Below are 16,901 nucleotides of genomic sequence, written 5' to 3'. Positions count from 1 at the left end.
GTGATAATAAACTGGTTTAATCACTTATGGCTATTTTCCATAGTGCCTTAAGGGAGTAATCATGTTCACGGTTTATCATTCTAATCAATTAGATTTACTCAAAGCGCTAACGACTGCGCTGATAGAACGAGAGCCGTTGGATAACCCTTTCCAGCAAGAAGTGGTGCTAGTTCAAAGCCCAGGAATGGCACAATGGTTACAAATGCAACTGGCACAACAATTTAGTATTGCAGCTAATATTGAGTTTCCGCTGCCCGCAACCTTTATCTGGGATATGTTTACCCGTGTTTTGCCCGGAATCCCAAAAGAAAGCGCATTTAGCAAAGACGCCATGACATGGAAACTTATGTGGTTGCTGCCAGATTTACTGGAAAGCCCGGTATTTTCTCCCATGAAACGCTATTTAAGTGACGATAATGATAAGCGCAAAATCCATCAACTTGCAGCACGGGTTGCTGACCTTTTCGACCAATATTTAGTGTATCGTCCTGAATGGCTTGCCAGTTGGGAACGGGGCCAACTCATTGACAATCTGGACGATGCTCAACTGTGGCAAGCCAAGTTGTGGGTGGAACTGACCAATTATACCCGCCAATTGGAACAGCCCGAATGGCACCGTGCCAATCTCTACCAGCGGTTTATCCGCACCCTGCTTGAAGCGAATGTCTGCCCCGTTGGGTTACCCAAGCGGGTATTTATTTGCGGCATATCGGCATTACCTCCTATCTATTTACAAGCTCTACAAGCGCTGGGTAAACATATTGATATTCATCTGATGTTTACGAATCCTTGCCGCTATTCTTGGGGCGATATTCAGGATTATGCTTTTTTGGCTAAATTGCAAAGCCGCAAACGTAGACATTATCGCGAATCAATTGAAGTCAATCTGTTCCGCCAGCCAGAGCAGGCTGAACAGCTCTTTAATGCGAATGGTGAACAAGAACTCAGTAACCCATTATTAGCCTCGTGGGGGCGGCTCGGGCGGGATCATATGTATTTATTATCTCAGGTTGATGATATTCAAGAGGTCCACGCTTTTGTTGATATTGACCCTGACAATCTACTACATGGTATTCAGCACGATATGTTGGAGCTGGAAGACCACGCAATTATTGGCATCACGGCGGAATCCTTAGCGCGTAGCGACCAAAAGCGTCGATTAGATCTCAGTGATCGATCTCTTAGCCTGCATGTTTGCCATAGTCCTCAGCGAGAAGTTGAGGTTTTGCAAGATAACCTATTGAATTTATTCTCAACTAATCCTGAACTTACTCCACGCGATGTCATTGTGATGGTTGCCGATATTGACAGCTATACCCCTTATATTCAGGCCACATTTGGTAATGCGACAGGGGACCGCTATCTGCCGTTTGCGATTTCTGACCGTAAAGCCAGTCAGGCCCATCCGGCGCTACAGGCTTTTATTACCTTACTTGATCTCCCCCAAAGCCGTTTCACCTCTGAACAAGTGTTGGCGCTGTTGGAGGTACCTGCTTTAGCCAGTAAGTTTGGTATTACTGAAGATGGCTTGCGCCGCTTACGGCAATGGGTGGGGGAATCGGGTATTCGTTGGGGGCTGGATGATGACAATGTACGGGAACTCTCCTTACCCGCGACGGGTCAGCATACCTGGCACTTTGGTATCACCCGCATGTTGCTGGGTTATGCCATGGATAGCACCGCCGGAGATTGGCAGGGTGTTCTGCCATATGATGAGTCGAGTGGCTTAGCTGCTGAACTCGCTGGGCAATTGGCAGATATGTTGATGCAACTAAGCCAATGGCGGCAGCAATTAAGTGAACCCCGAGCACTCAGCGAATGGTTACCCCTGTGCCGCCAATTATTGGATACCTTCTTTGAACCCGATAATGACACTGAAGCGGTGTTGGTGCTGATTGAACAACAGTGGCAGAAGGTTATCAGCTATGGTATTGCTGCCCAATATCCCGATGTGGTGCCACTTAATCTGTTACGGGATGAACTGGCTTCGCGCTTGGATAATGAGCGCATCAGCCAGCGTTTCCTTGCCGGGCCAATCAACTTCTGTACTCTAATGCCTATGCGCTCGATCCCATTTAAAGTTGTTTGCTTATTGGGGATGAACGATGGCGTTTACCCACGAACGCTGCCGCCGCTGGGATTTGATTTGATGGCAAAGCAGGTTCGCCGTGGTGACCGTAGCCGCCGTGACGATGACCGCTATCTGTTCCTCGAAGCGCTACTTTCGGCTCAGCAACAGCTCTATATCAGCTATATCGGGCGCTCTATCCAGGATAACAGTAAGCGTTATCCATCAGTGTTGGTCAGTGAACTGATTGAATATATCTCACAAAGTTATCATTTACCGGGTGACGAAATGCTCAATGCTGATGAGAGCGCTCAGCGGGTGATTCAGCACTTACTCTGCTGGCATGCGCGGATGCCTTTTGCGGCAGAAAATTTTATTCAGCATAGCGAGTTACAGAGTTACGCTGCTGAATGGCTACCCTCTGCTGAGTCCAAAGGGCGACCGCATCCAGAGTTTAATCAGCCATTATCGCCTGAACCTTTATCTGAAATTACATTGGATGAGTTAATCCGCTTCTATCGCCACCCTGTGAGGGCATTCTTCCAACTCCGGCTAGGAGTGAATTTTGTTATTGAAGAAACAGAATTACCTGATGAAGAGCCATTTACTTTAGATAACCTCAACCGCTATCAGTTTAATACTCAGTTACTGAATGCATTGATAGATGAGGGAGACATCAATAGCGTGTTTACCCGAGCTCGAGCGGCCGGTAGCCTGCCTTATGGATCGTTCGGTGAGCTTTATTGGGAAAGCCAGCAAGAGGAAATGGTGCCATTAGCTGAACAGATTCGTAGCGAGCGCCTTGAGCATCATAGCATTGAGCTAAATATCGAATTGGGTGACATCACCCTTACAGGTTGGATTCATCAGGTTCAGGAAGATGGATTAATTCGTTGGCGTCCCGCGGCATTAACGGCGATAGACGGGCTTTTATTATGGATTGAACATCTGGTCTATTGTGCTGGTGGAGGTGATGGGCAAAGCCGGATGTATGGTCGCAAAGGAACTGCATGGCGCTATGATTCTTTGGGCCGTGATGAGGCTCATCACTATTTACAACAGTTAATCAGTGGGTATCAGCAAGGAATGTGTGAACCACTGTTATTGCTGAGCAAAAGTGGTTGGGCATGGCTGAGCCAGTGCTTTGAACGCGAGTCAGGTCAGATTTTGTGGGATGAAGAAACACAAACTAAAGCCCGCATGAAACTTTTACAAGTTTGGCAGGGTGATCAGCGAGTTGCAGGTGAAGGTGAGGATAGCTATGTGCAAAGGGTGTTCCGCCTGATGGATAATCCACATCTCGACAAGATATTACATGAAACGGAACGTTATTTATTACCGATTGCCCGCCATAATAAGGCGTGAGAACTGCTGATGGCCAAACCAGGCTTTCATACATATCAATACCAGAAAGTTGGCTGCGGCTTTAAGCGGTAATTTTTAAGGGGTTAGGGGAGAAACGGAATGCATAAACAGTTTGCTCGCATCATGGGTATATTTTTCTTATTAGGTTTGCTGGCACCTCTCAGTTGGGCTGCTGCGCCTGCGTGGCAACCTCTGGCAGAAGCCATTCACAAAAGTGAACATGACCTGCGTAAATACCAGGCAATAAAGTTGCCTAATGGTATGACGGTATTGCTAGTTTCTGATGCGCAAGCACCTAAATCCTTGGCAGCACTGGCGTTGCCTGTCGGATCATTGGAAGATCCCAATAACCAGTTGGGTTTAGCTCATTATCTGGAACACATGTTATTGATGGGTTCTACGCGTTTTCCTGAACCAGGCAGTTTTGCCGAGTTTCTGAAAAAGCATGGCGGTAGCCATAATGCGAGTACGGCTTCTTATCGAACCGCTTTTTATTTTGAAATTGAAAATGATGCATTAGCTCCGGCAGTTGAGCGTTTAGCCGATGCTATTGCACAGCCTTTGTTAGACCCTATCAATGCTGATCGTGAACGTAATGCGGTCAATGCTGAATTGACGATGGCCCGCTCGCGCGATGGGATGCGCATGGCGCAGGTTAATGCTGAAACGCTTAATCCAGCACACCCTAGTGCGCGTTTTTCGGGGGGTAATCTTGATACGCTGAAAGACAAGCCTGATGGCAAATTACATGATGAGCTGCTGAGTTTTTATCATCGTTACTATTCTGCCAATTTGATGGTGGGGGTGCTGTATAGCAATCAGTCTCTGGAGCAGTTGGCACAATTAGCGGCTGATACCTTTGGCCGGATTCCGAATCGGGAGGCAAAAGTCCCTCCAATTACGGTACCTGCTGTAACACCGGACCAAACCGGTATTATTATTCATTATGTTCCAGCCCAACCGCGTAAACAGTTAAAAATAGACTTTCGCATTGAGAACAATAGCGAAGAATTTCGCAGCAAAACAGATACCTATGTTAGCTATTTGATTGGTAATCGCAGTAAAGATACGTTGTCCGACTGGCTACAAAAACAGGGGCTGGCAGATGCTATTAATGCCGGTGCCGATCCAATGGTAGACCGTAATGGTGGGGTGTTCTCTATTTCGGTATCACTTACGGATAAAGGTTTGGCCAAACGTGACGTCGTGGTGGCCGCTATCTTTGATTACATCAAAATGTTGCAAAAAGACGGCATTAAACAGAGCTATTTCGATGAGATAGCCCATGTTTTAAATCTGGATTTCCGTTATCCCTCAATCACGCGAGATATGGATTACATCGAGTGGCTGGTGGATATGATGTTGCGAGTACCTGTCGCACATGTGCTTGATGCGCCCTATCTGGCGGATCATTATGATCCCAAGGCCATTGCTGCCCGGTTGGCTGAAATGACGCCAGAGAATGCGCGGATCTGGTTTGTCAGCCCTGAAGAGCCTCACAATAAAGTGGCCTATTTTGTTGATGCCCCTTATCAGGTCAATAAAATTAGTCCACAAGAGATGAAAGACTGGCAACAACTTGGGGAGAATATCACTCTGAGCCTACCGGCACTTAACCCCTATATCCCAGATGACTTTACGCTGATCAAAGCAGATAAAAATATCACCCGGCCACAGAATGTTGCGGAACAACCGGGGTTACGGGTGTTTTACATGCCAAGTCAGTATTTTGCTGATGAACCGAAAGCCGATATCGCGCTGGCTTTCCGCAATCCTCATGCGTTGGATACCGCCCGCCATCAGGTACTATTCGCCCTGACTGATTATCTGGCCGGCCTTTCACTGGATGAACTGAGCTATCAGGCTTCGATCGGCGGAATCAGCTTCTCAACCGCCCCTAACAACGGTTTATATGTCAGTGCTAATGGCTTCACACAGCGGATGCCACAATTGCTAACCACGCTGGTTGAAGGTTATTCCAGTTTTACGCCAACAGAAGATCAATTAGTGCAGGCTAAATCTTGGTATCGCGAGCAGTTGGACGTGGCTGAGAAAGGCAAAGCTTATGAACTGGCGATTCAGCCAGCGAAATTGCTGTCTCATGTTCCTTATTCTGAACGCAGCGAACGGCGCAAATTGCTTGATACTATCAGCGTGCAAGATGTGCTGACTTATCGTGATAGCTTGCTGAAGCAATCTGCGCTGGAAGTATTGGCAGTGGGTAATATGACTACCCAGCAAGTTACCACTCTGGCGGAATCGTTGAAAAAACAATTGGCTTTGACGGGAACTACTTGGTGGACCGGCGAGGATGTTGTTGTTGATAAGGCACAACTGGCCAATATGGAGCGGCTTGGCAGCAGTTCTGATGCTGCGCTGGCGGCAGTCTATGTTCCAACCGGCTATACGGAAATTGATGGTATGGCGCGTAGTGCTTTGCTGGGGCAAATTGTTCAACCGTGGTTCTATGATCAATTACGAACCGAAGAGCAACTCGGCTATGCAGTATTTGCCTTCCCGATGTCGGTTGGCCGACAGTGGGGCTTGGGGTTCTTGCTGCAAAGTAACAGCAAGCAACCTGATTACCTTTATCAACGCTATCTTGCCTTCTATCCACAGGCAGAAAAGCGCCTGCGTGAAATGAAACCTGCTGATTTTGAACAATATAAACAAGGGCTAATTAACCAATTACTGCAACGACCACAAACTCTGGATGAAGAGGCTAGTCGTTACAGTAATGATTTCAATCGTAATAATTTTGCGTTTGATAGTCGCGAAAAAATGATTGCTCAGGTGAAGCAACTTAATAGCACTGTATTAGCTGATTTCTTCCAGCAAGCGGTTATTAAACCGCAAGGTCTGGCACTGCTTTCTCAAGTTAAAGGTCAGGGGCAAACGGCTGGCGGATATGCGGTGCTTAAAGGATGGACGACCTATCCGACAACATCTGCCTTGCAGGCTACCCTGCCGCAGAAGGTATTAGCTCCATGACATCAATGACTCCCCAGCGGCTGGAGCCGCTGACGCTCCCCTTATACGGTGAGAGGCTGATTGAAGCCTCTGCCGGTACTGGTAAGACCTTTACCATTGGGGTTCTTTATCTGCGATTGCTGCTTGGTTTGGGAGGGGAGGCAGCATTCAGTCGTCCCCTGACAGTAGAGGAAATCCTGGTGGTGACCTTTACTGAGGCGGCAACTGAAGAGTTGAGGGGGCGAATTCGCGACAATATCCATGGGTTGCGTATTGCTTGCGTACGGGGAGTCAGTGATGACCTAATGCATAAGGCTTTATTAACTGAAATTAGTGATCTGGGCGAGGCCGCAGCACAGTTACTTACTGCTGAGCGTCAGATGGATGAAGCCGCAATTTATACTATTCACGGTTTTTGTCAGAGAATGCTGACGAACAATGCTTTTGAATCTGGCATCTTGTTTGAACAAACATTGGTTCAGGATGAACAGCCCTTACGCAGACAGGCCTGTGCCGATTTTTGGCGGCGTCATTGCTATCCGCTTCCGTTGGCTGTTGCACGCGCAGTCAGCCAGGAATGGAGCGGGCCGGAGGCATTGCTCAAAGACCTTGCTGCTTATTTACAAGGTGAAACACCAAAATTTCGGCAAGCACCAGGTGATGATGAAACGATACTCAGCCGGCATCAGCAAATAGTTGTGCAAATTGATGCTGTCAAAGCGCAATGGCGTGCGGTGGCTCATGAGTTGGAAGCTTTAATTAGTGCATCTGGCGTTGATAAGCGCAGCTATAGCAGCCGATATTTAGCTAACTGGCTAGAAAAGGTCGCTATATGGGCAGAGCAGGAAACCGGTGATTATCAGTTACCTAAAGAGCTAGAAAAGTTTCGCCAATCGATATTATCTGAGAAAACCAAAAAAGGTGCGATCCCCCAACACTCGGTGTTCAGTGCGATAGACCGCATCTTCGAACAACCTTTGACACTAAGAGATTTGATTTTAGCCCGCGCAATTAGCGAGATACGAACTTCCGTCCAGCAGGAGAAACGGCAGCGGGCAGAATTGGGTTTTGATGACTTGCTCAGTAAATTGGATGTGGCATTACAGCAGCCAGGTGGTGAGTTGTTAGCTCAATCTATTCGTACCCGTTATCCAGTTGCAATGATTGATGAGTTTCAGGATACCGATCCTCAGCAATACCGTATTTTCCACACGCTTTATGGTAACCAAGGTGAGTGTGGTTTATTACTGATTGGCGACCCTAAACAGGCTATTTATGCTTTCCGTGGCGCAGATATCTTTACCTATATTCGTGCTCGTTCAGAAGTAAGTGCCCACTACACGTTAGAGACCAATTGGCGTTCCTCTTTCCCGATGGTTCAATCAGTAAACAGGCTTTTTAGTTCGGTTGAGGTTCCCTTTCTGTTTGAACAAATCCCTTTTGTCAAGGTGGCGGCGGCTGAAAAAAATAGCTGTCTATCTTTTGAAATTAAAGGGAAAAAACAGCCAGCCATCTCTTTTTGGCTGCAACCGGGTGAAGGGGTTGGGGTTAGTGAATACCAGCAATTGATGGCCAGGCAGTGCGCCAGTCAAATCCGTGACTGGCTGGTGGATGGGCAGAATGGGCTGGCGCAATTAGTGACAACGACAGGCTCAAGGCCGGTTCAGGCATCTGATATTACTATTTTGGTTCGTAGCCGGGCAGAGGCTGCGCTGGTTCGAGATGCACTGAGTGCCTTAGCTATTCCATCGGTTTACTTATCCAATCGCGACAGTGTTTTTGATACTGCAGAAGCCAAAGATCTATTGTGGTTATTGCAAGCTGCATTGGCCCCTGAGCAGGAAAGAGCCTTACGCAGTGCGATGGCTACCGGGATGCTAGGGTTGGATGCACAGATGCTGGATGCATTGAATCACGATGAACGGGCTTGGGATTCTCTGGTCGATGAATTCGATGGCTATCGCCAACATTGGCAGCGCCGTGGTGTGCTTCCTATGCTGCGAGAAATAATGGCACAGCGTCATTTAGCTGAAAACTTGTTGGCGACCCCTGGTGGGGAGCGTCGGCTGACAGACTTACTGCATTTGGGAGAGTTATTACAAGAGGCCGCATCACAGCTTGATAGTGAGCACGCACTAATCCGTTGGCTGGCACAACAAATAGCACAACCAAATCATCAGTCAGATAATCAACAATTGCGTTTGGAAAGTGATCGCCATTTGGTTCAGGTGATTACAATTCATAAATCAAAAGGGTTGGAGTATCCGTTGGTTTGGCTCCCTTTTGTCGGCAATTTCCGTCAGCAGCAGGACGTGCTATATCACGATCGTCATAGCTTTGAGGCTCTGCTTGATCTGAATGCTGATGAAGAGAGCCAGGCTTTGGCGGAAGAAGAGCGGTTGGCAGAAGACTTACGGTTACTCTACGTTGCGCTGACCCGCGCGGTTTATCATTGCAGTATCGGTATTGCGCCGCTGATTAAAGGCGGGCGGAAAAAACAGGGCGAAAGCGACATGCACCTTAGCGCTTTAGGCTATTTGGTTCAACATGGACAAGCTGGCGACGCGCAATATCTGGCGGATAAGTTGGCGGAGCTAACCACATTTTCGGGCGGTGATATTTCGGTCTCACTGGCGGAACGTCCTGACGCTACAGCTTGGCAGCCACGGCCTGAAGTTTTGCCAGAACTCGCCGCGCGCCAGTTTAACCGACAAATGCACGACTTTTGGCGGGTTACCAGTTATTCCGGCCTACAGCAGCATGGTGCCAAATCGCAGGTTCTGAATCTCCCTTTACAGGAGCTATTGCCACGGCTAGATAGTGATGCCGTCGGTGAGCAGGCACTCATCACCGCAGCTGATTTAACGCCCCATACCTTCCCGCGGGGGGCGGCACCGGGGACTTTCCTGCATGATTTACTTGAGCCATTAGATTTTAGCCAACCTATTGAGCCAGACTGGCTGGCGCAGCAACTACAGCAACAGGGCTTTGGTGAACAATGGTCGCCAATGTTGTATCAATGGCTAAGTGACATTATGCAAGTCCCCCTTAACGATGCGGGCGTAACTCTGGCGGGATTGACGCCGGAGAGTAAGCAGGCGGAACTACAGTTTTATTTGCCTATCGATACTTTGTTACGCGCTAATCAATTAGATGCCTTAATCAAGCATTATGACCCGCTCTCACGTCAGTGTCCGGTGTTAGATTTTCAGCAAGTCAGAGGGATGCTTAAGGGCTTTATTGACTTGGTTTTCTGCTGGCAGGGTAAGTATTACTTATTAGATTACAAATCTAACTGGCTGGGAGAAGACAGTAGTGCTTATACCGTACAATTGATGGCCCAAGCGATGGCTGAGCATCGTTATGATCTGCAATATCAGCTTTATACCTTGGCTTTACACCGTTATTTACGTCATCGCTTGGGCGATTATGACTATCAACGGGACTTCGGGGGTGTCATTTATCTCTTCTTGCGTGGTGTCGATAAACAACATCCGGGTAATGGTATCTTTAGTTGTCGCCCTGAACAGGAGCTGATTGAAGGAATGGATTGTTTATTCAGTGGCAATGAGGTCGTTCTACTTTCAGGTCATGAAAGTGGTACAGCTCAGGCAGATGAGGATTCATCAAGATGATGGTTCTACTGGACCAAGCGGTTCGTGACCACTTACTACGCCCTCTGGATGTTCAATTTTCTCGCATGATTGCAGGGGATGATGAGCCTATGCTGCAATTGGCGGCGGCTATTCTCAGCGCCGAGGCGGGAGCCGGGCATGTGTGCCTGCCATTAAGTTATCTGCAACCAGAACAACTGTTTGGTGGGCGGCAGGCTGGGTTATCTCAAGCATTATGGCTGGCTGCTGGTGCTCCAGAGCTGTCGCGTTGGATACAAGGATTAAATAATTCTCCAGCGGTCAGTGATGGCTCATTACCAACGCCGTTGGTGTTGCAAAATGAACGTTTGTATCTCCAACGGATGTGGCAGTACGAGGGTGATGTGGTGCGGTTTATTGCCAGTGACAATACCGCTTTATTCGTTAATGAGGCCAGGGGGATTAACGAAAGCCTATTAACAGAGACACTGGACCGCCTATTTGGTCGATCAGACACGGAGATTGACTGGCAAAAGGTGGCCGCCGCAGTAGCCGCTACTCGCCGTATCTCGGTGATTTCTGGTGGGCCGGGGACGGGGAAAACCACCACAGTAGCCAAGCTATTAACTGCGCTGATACAGCTTAGCCGAGGGCAGCGTTTACGTATCCAGCTTGCTGCCCCAACGGGTAAAGCCGCTGCGCGGCTGACTGAGTCATTGGGGAATGCCATCCGCCAACTCACACTTACAGACGCCGAGCGCAAGTTATTCCCAGATCAAGCATCCACTCTGCACCGTTTATTAGGTGCTCAACCAAATAGTCAACGTTTGCGTTATCACCGAGGTAATCCACTAAATCTTGATGTGCTGGTGGTAGATGAAGCGTCTATGGTGGATTTACCCATGATGGCGCGGCTAATTGCCGCTTTGCCCGCTAAAGCTCAAGTCATTTTCCTCGGGGACCGAGATCAGTTAGCTTCGGTTGAGGCCGGGGCGGTATTAGGGGATATTTGTCGCTTTGCTGAGTTGGGTTATAGCAAGGCTCGTGCAGAACAGTTAGCACGGCTGACAGGATGCACATTGGCCGGAAATATACCGATTGGAGCAGTCTCTACGGATACGGTCAATGTGCGTGATAGCCTGTGTTTATTGCGTAAGAGCTATCGGTTTGATGAGAAATCGGGTATCGGGCAGCTCGCTTTAGCGGTTAATGCAGGCAAGTATCGGGATGCATTATCAGTATTAAAGGGGGCCTATTCAGATGTTGAACATTTTTCTCTGACGGATTCAGATGACTACCAACGGTTGCTGGAGGATTGCGTTGCGGGCTATCAGCATTACCTCCAATTGGCAGCTACAGGTGCGCATGCTGTGGATGTGCTGGCGGCATTTGGTCGTTATCAATTGTTGTGTGCATTGCGAAGTGGGCCATTTGGTGTCAGTGGCTTGAATGAACGGATTGAGCAGTTGTTGCATCGCAAGAGGTTAATTGAGCGCGCACCTGGCCCATCTGGGCGTTGGTATGCCGGTCGGCCGGTGATGATTGGGCTTAATGACAGTGCGTTAGGTCTCTTTAATGGCGATATTGGTATCGCGTTATATGACGATGAAGGAGAGCTACGGGTGTATTTCCAGTTGCCGGATGGCAACATAAAATCGGTGCAACCCAGCCGTCTTCCCAGCCATGAAACGGCTTATGCCATGACAGTTCATAAGTCGCAAGGATCAGAGTTTGAACATACCGCCCTGGTATTACCGAATACTTTTATGCCGGTATTAACGCGCGAATTGGTTTATACCGCGATCACTCGCGCCCGCCAGCGTTTAACTCTGTATTGTAGCGATACGATATTGGGCAATGCGATACGCACACCGACTCTTCGTCTGAGTGGGTTAGTGGATCGTTTGAATGCATTGACGTGAGTTATACGCTGCTGCTTGAAGCCACAAGGAACACGTTACACGGACCATTCCTTGGTCTGGCAAGGGGGGCCGCTGCTTGCGGCCTCCCTATAACGCTAATTATGTTGGGAATAAATTAAATAAAACCCTGATAAAGCATTTGGTCGCAATATTTATAATCAATACGGCTATAAATCAGCCAACAGAATCTTTGAGCGCCGCTGATAGTTATACAGTTCCTGCTTCTGAATCGGTAAAACCTCTACTTCGGCAGGTGTAAAACCGCGTTCTTGGAACCAGTGAATACTGCGGGTGGTGAGTACAAACAATTTTTTAAGCCCCATCTGTCGCGCTTGATTAGCAACGCGCTTTAATAGCATTTCTCCCCGAGAAGAGCTGCGATAGTCAGGATGTACTGCCACGCAGGCCATCTCACCTATTTGTTCTTCAGGGAACGGATAGAGCGCTGCACAGGCAATCGTCAAATTATCCCGTTCAATAATCGTGAATTTGTCGATTTCCATTTCAAGCTGTTCCCGCGAACGACGCACCAGAATGCCTTGTTGTTCCAGCGGGCGAATCAATTCAAGTATGCCACCAATATCATTGATGGTAGCGCGGCGCACTTGTTCAGCACTCTCCATAACAATCTGAGTACCGATACCATCGCGGGAGAATAGCTCTTGGACTAGCGCTCCATCCTCCTGATAACTCAGTAAATGGCTCCGGCGCACACCGCTACGGCAAGCTTTCACTGCACCACGTAGGAAGCGTACCGTACCGGAGTTGTAATCACCCTCTTGTTCCAGATCTTCAATCCGTTTTTGAGCATCATTTGGGAACAGCTCTGAAATAATGTCACCTTCACTGTCAGTCACCCCTTGGGATGAACAGAAACCGATCATCTTTTCTGCTTTCAGTTTGATAGCTAACTGGGTGGCAACTTCTTCTGATGTGAGATTAAAGCTCTCGCCGGTCACCGATACAGCAACCGGGCCTAGTAACACGATTGCGCCATTATCTAATTGACGGTGAATTGCCTCTTCATCGATACGACGAATACGCCCGCTATGACAATAATCCACACCATCATCCACCCCCAGCGGCTGAGCAATAATGAAGTTGCCACTGACTACATTAATATGTGCGCCTTGTAGCGGGGTATTATTGAGACTCATTGATAGTCTTGCAGTGATATCCAACTGCAATAGGCCGGCTGCTTGTTTCACCATTTCCAGAGTTCGGGCATCTGTTACCCTGGTATGCTTGTGATAAATAGGTTCGTAATGATGCTGTGCCAAATTGCTGTCGATCTGTGGGCGCGCACCGTATACCACGACCAACCTGATCCCAAGGCTATGCAACAAACCGATATCATTGACGATATTCGCGAAGTTTTCATGCTCAATCGCCTCGCCACCCAACATGACAACGAATGTCTTGCCACGGTGCGCGTTGATATAGGGAACTGAGTGGCGAAATCCCTGGACCAGTTCAGTACTACGTTCCTTCACGGCAGACCCTCTTTGAATTTTTATTCGGTATTTTTGTATTTTTATTCTTTTTTGACCAAGATGGCAAGCACCAAATTACTATCAAATGCATATGTATGGCGTATCTGTATTAATAAATTGAATAACATAAAAATGTTTTTCTAATGACAGCGTGGGATTGATTCGTTAAAGTTTTTGCACATAAATTTTTTTGTGCGCTTTTTATTCATATTTTGGTAGTTACTTTGGAGTTACATGGCAGATTCAAATCATAATCCTGGGCGTCGTCGTCTGTTGCAAGGTGCTGCGAGCGCCTGGATGCTGAGTGTTAGTCGAGTTGGATTTGCTGCTTCCTCACATATTATTGCAGTCCGGGTTTGGCCCTCTTCAACCTATACCCGAGTCACGCTGGAATCCAATACTCCGCTGAAGTATCGTCAGTTCGCTCTTACCAATCCTGATCGTATTGTGGTTGATATTGAAGGGGTACATTTAAATAGCGTCCTGAAACAGATAACTAATCAGGTTCAGTCCGGTGACCCTTATCTGAAGCAAGCCCGAGTAGGGCAGTTTGATAAAAATACCGTCCGTTTGGTTTTGGAGTTGAAGCAGAGCATCAGCCCCCAGCTATTTACTCTAAAACCTTTTGCTGAATTTCGAAATCGTTTAGTGGTGGATTTATATCCCGCTCAGGGCAACAACTCTGCTGAGGACGATCCATTGTTGGCATTATTGGAAGATTATAATAAAGGCGACGTGGAGCGTAGCTTACCCGCAGAGACACCAAAAGCAGGCAAAGCAGGGCGCGATAGACCGATAGTTATCATGCTGGATCCTGGTCACGGCGGAGAAGATCCCGGTGCTATTGGTAGAAATAAAACCCGTGAAAAAGACATCGTGCTACAAATTGCCCGTCGGTTACGGGCGTTAATTCAAAAAGAAGCCAATATGCGGGTGTTTATGACCCGTAATGAAGATGTTTTTATCCCGTTGAAAGTGCGGGTAGCGAAGGCGCGCAAACTGCGGGCAGATTTATTCATTTCAATTCATGCGGATGCATTTACCAGTCAGGCGGCCAGAGGTTCCTCCGTTTTTGCGCTATCAACCAAGGGCGCAACCAGTACCGCCGCGCGTTTCCTGGCCCAGACACAGAATGAGGCCGACCAGATTGGGGGGGTTAGCAAAAGTGGTGATCGCTATCTGGACCATACCATGATTGATTTACTGCAAACGGCGACGATTAATGACAGCCTGAAGTTTGGTAAAGAAGTGCTGAATCGCATGGGGAAGATTAATACGCTGCATAAGAACCGTGTCGATCAGGCGGGGTTTGCTGTATTGAAAGCACCTGATATTCCTTCAATTTTGGTTGAAACAGCATTTATCAGTAATCTGGAAGAAGAGCGCAAACTACGTACCAGCCGTTTTCAGCAACAAGTCGCAGAATCTATTTTTGCTGGCATCAAAGCCTATTTTGCTAATGGTGGGGCGATGGCCCGACTTTAACGCGTAGGGCATTGTTATTGATTGAGATATATACCCTAAATAATTCGAGTTGCAGGAAGGCGGCAACTGAGATAATCCCGCTGAGTTGACGTTAGTCAATTATTCGGGTGAACGAAAGCAACCAACACACATGCGGTTTGAAGTATGACGGGTATAAAGCCAGAAACAAAAAAACACCCTTGAGGGTGTCTGATGTTGATATGAAAATGATTAAGAATTGGTTGCGGGGGCCGGATTTGAACCGACGACCTTCGGGTTATGAGCCCGACGAGCTACCAGGCTGCTCCACCCCGCGTCCGTCTTAATACTATTTTCTATCTTACTACTTAGTCGTGTAATTGGTTGCGGGGGCCGGATTTGAACCGACGACCTTCGGGTTATGAGCCCGACGAGCTACCAGGCTGCTCCACCCCGCGTCCGTCACTACACTTTATTTGCTTCTCACTACTATTCTACCTAATTCGTCTTAACTTTCAAGACTATCGAACGACATTTGATACTGCTGGTAGCCAGTATCGGTTGGTTGCGGGGGCCGGATTTGAACCGACGACCTTCGGGTTATGAGCCCGACGAGCTACCAGGCTGCTCCACCCCGCGTCCGATTGAGCGCACTATACTCTGGATGAGATCTGTTGCAAGTATTTTTGCCACTTAATTAGGGTAAATAGGTTTTTTCGATTAATTTATCAACTATCTGTTTCCTTTTTCCCCATAACGGGGTCAGGAGGATTTTTTTCCACCTGCCGATTCCTTTATCTATAGGCGTTTGTTATCGTTCGCCAGTAGATAAAATGAGTAAAAGAAGGCGTGAAATGACAAGTCGTTGGGGCAAATACCTACTAAGTGGAATAATGATTGCTGTTCTGGCGGGGTGCCAATCGCGGCCAACCGATCGTGGGCAGCAATATAAGGATGGGCGTCTGGAGCAATCACTGGAACTGGTGAATGAACCAAATGCAACAGGTAAGCCAGTTAACGCAAAAGATTATTCTGATCAGGTGAAAGTGATTAACCAATCTTCACCGGGTCTCTATAACCGCAATAGTAATACATTCAATGCGGTCGAAAACTGGATGTTGGCAGGGGCCGATACCAGCAAGCTAAGTTTATTTGGTTTGAATGCCTATCAGATGGAGGGGGTCGATAATTTCGGTAACGTACAGTTTACTGGCTACTACACTCCGGTGCTTCAGGCCCGTTATACGCCACAAGGTGAATTCCGCCACCCACTTTATCGGATGCCCGCTAAAGGAAAGCGCCGTTTACCCGATCGCGCTGCTATCTATGCAGGTGCATTGGATAACCGCAGTTTAGTTATCGCATACACCAATTCGCTGGTGGATAACTTTATGATGGAAGTACAGGGCAGCGGCTATGTTGATTATGGCGATGGGCGACCACTGACCTTCTTCGGTTATGCAGGTAAAAATGGCCATGCTTACCGTAGTATTGGCAAAGTGCTGATTGATCGTAGCGAAGTCGCTAAAGCAGATATGTCGATGCAAGCCATCCGCCACTGGGCTGAAACCCATAGTGAAGCTGAGGTCAGAGAGCTTTTAGAGCAGAATCCGTCCTTTGTGTTCTTTAAACCAGAAATGTACGCGCCGGTGAAAGGGGCCAGTGCGGTTCCATTGATTGCCAAAGCGTCAGTTGCATCTGATCGTTCCTTGATTCCGCCAGGCACCACATTACTAGCTGAAGTGCCTTTGCTGGATAATCAGGGCAAATTCACGGGTCAATATCAGATGCGCCTGATGGTGGCATTGGATGTTGGTGGTGCGATTAAAGGTCAGCACTTTGATATCTATCAGGGGATTGGCCATGAAGCTGGGCAGGCTGCTGGGTACTACAATCATTATGGTCGGGTTTGGGTACTGAAAAATGCCCAAAGCAGCGGACCGCTATTTACCGCTTATCAAGGTGGCAAAACAGTCGCGCCAGCGGGTAATGGTTCATCATTACTGGTAAATAATCAGGGTCAGTAAGCTTCCTTATTACCTACAAT

Annotated in this window: 7 protein-coding genes and 3 tRNA genes; 6 read left to right on the top strand and 4 right to left on the bottom strand. The window is 47.9% G+C overall.

Features of this window, described 5'->3' with window-relative positions; genetic code table 11:
* Positions 1-61 precede the first annotated feature (61 nt).
* The 4 genes from recC (at position 62) to recD (ending at position 11,918) form a co-directional block, all read left to right on the top strand.
* Positions 62-3,433 carry an exodeoxyribonuclease V subunit gamma gene (gene recC, locus Q2T72_RS17355; protein WP_372569543.1) on the top strand — a complete coding sequence of 1,124 codons (3,372 nt, stop codon included), beginning with the start codon at positions 62-64 and terminating at the stop codon, positions 3,431-3,433.
* A 99-nt stretch (positions 3,434-3,532) separates the two neighbouring features.
* Positions 3,533-6,424 carry a pitrilysin gene (gene ptrA / locus Q2T72_RS17350; protein WP_372569542.1) on the top strand — a complete coding sequence of 964 codons (2,892 nt, stop codon included), beginning with the start codon at positions 3,533-3,535 and terminating at the stop codon, positions 6,422-6,424.
* Positions 6,421-10,038: an exodeoxyribonuclease V subunit beta gene (gene recB / locus Q2T72_RS17345; RefSeq protein ID WP_372569911.1), complete on the top strand. Its 3,618-nt coding sequence runs from the start codon at positions 6,421-6,423 to the stop codon at positions 10,036-10,038. Before ptrA ends, recB begins: the two co-directional genes overlap by 4 nt.
* Positions 10,038-11,918, top strand: a complete 1,881-nt coding sequence (gene recD, locus Q2T72_RS17340) for an exodeoxyribonuclease V subunit alpha (RefSeq protein WP_372569910.1) — start codon at positions 10,038-10,040, stop codon at positions 11,916-11,918. The genes recB and recD overlap by 1 nt, the downstream gene beginning before the upstream one ends.
* 167 nt (positions 11,919-12,085) lie before the next feature.
* Here the strand turns inward: recD and argA are convergent, their stop codons facing one another.
* Positions 12,086-13,411 (bottom strand): amino-acid N-acetyltransferase, encoded by a 1,326-nt coding sequence (gene argA / locus Q2T72_RS17335; RefSeq protein ID WP_083162886.1) that lies wholly within the window; start codon positions 13,409-13,411, stop codon positions 12,086-12,088.
* Between the two features lie 234 nt (positions 13,412-13,645).
* Between argA and amiC the strand changes: the two genes are divergently transcribed.
* Positions 13,646-14,896 carry an N-acetylmuramoyl-L-alanine amidase AmiC gene (gene amiC, locus Q2T72_RS17330; RefSeq protein WP_102970539.1) on the top strand — a complete coding sequence of 417 codons (1,251 nt, stop codon included), beginning with the start codon at positions 13,646-13,648 and terminating at the stop codon, positions 14,894-14,896.
* Between the two features lie 218 nt (positions 14,897-15,114).
* Here amiC and Q2T72_RS17325 read toward each other — a convergent pair.
* The 3 genes from Q2T72_RS17325 to Q2T72_RS17315 form a co-directional block, all read right to left on the bottom strand.
* Positions 15,115-15,191, bottom strand: a tRNA-Met gene (locus Q2T72_RS17325).
* Between the two features lie 44 nt (positions 15,192-15,235).
* Positions 15,236-15,312: transfer RNA gene (locus Q2T72_RS17320), tRNA-Met, on the bottom strand.
* 104 nt (positions 15,313-15,416) lie between these two features.
* A tRNA-Met gene (locus Q2T72_RS17315) sits at positions 15,417-15,493 on the bottom strand.
* Between the two features lie 215 nt (positions 15,494-15,708).
* On the opposite strand from Q2T72_RS17315, the gene mltA reads away from it, so the two are divergent.
* Positions 15,709-16,881 (top strand): murein transglycosylase A, encoded by a 1,173-nt coding sequence (mltA, locus tag Q2T72_RS17310; RefSeq protein ID WP_372569541.1) that lies wholly within the window; start codon positions 15,709-15,711, stop codon positions 16,879-16,881.
* Positions 16,882-16,901: the final 20 nt, after the last annotated feature.

This window comes from Yersinia sp. 2466 StPb PI (assembly GCF_041538325.1).
GTDB classification, from domain to species: Bacteria; Pseudomonadota; Gammaproteobacteria; order Enterobacterales; family Enterobacteriaceae; genus Yersinia; species Yersinia enterocolitica_E.
This window is presented reverse-complemented; position numbering and strand designations above follow the sequence as displayed.

Excerpts from the sequence above, each read along its gene's own strand:
- recC (WP_372569543.1), top strand. The coding sequence starts at position 62 with ATGTTCACGGTTTATCATTCTAATCAATTAGATTTACTCAAAGCGCTA.
- ptrA (WP_372569542.1), top strand. The coding sequence starts at position 3,533 with ATGCATAAACAGTTTGCTCGCATCATGGGTATATTTTTCTTATTAGGT.
- recB (WP_372569911.1), top strand. The coding sequence starts at position 6,421 with ATGACATCAATGACTCCCCAGCGGCTGGAGCCGCTGACGCTCCCCTTA.
- recD (WP_372569910.1), top strand. The coding sequence starts at position 10,038 with ATGGTTCTACTGGACCAAGCGGTTCGTGACCACTTACTACGCCCTCTG.
- amiC (WP_102970539.1), top strand. The coding sequence starts at position 13,646 with ATGGCAGATTCAAATCATAATCCTGGGCGTCGTCGTCTGTTGCAAGGT.
- mltA (WP_372569541.1), top strand. The coding sequence starts at position 15,709 with ATGACAAGTCGTTGGGGCAAATACCTACTAAGTGGAATAATGATTGCT.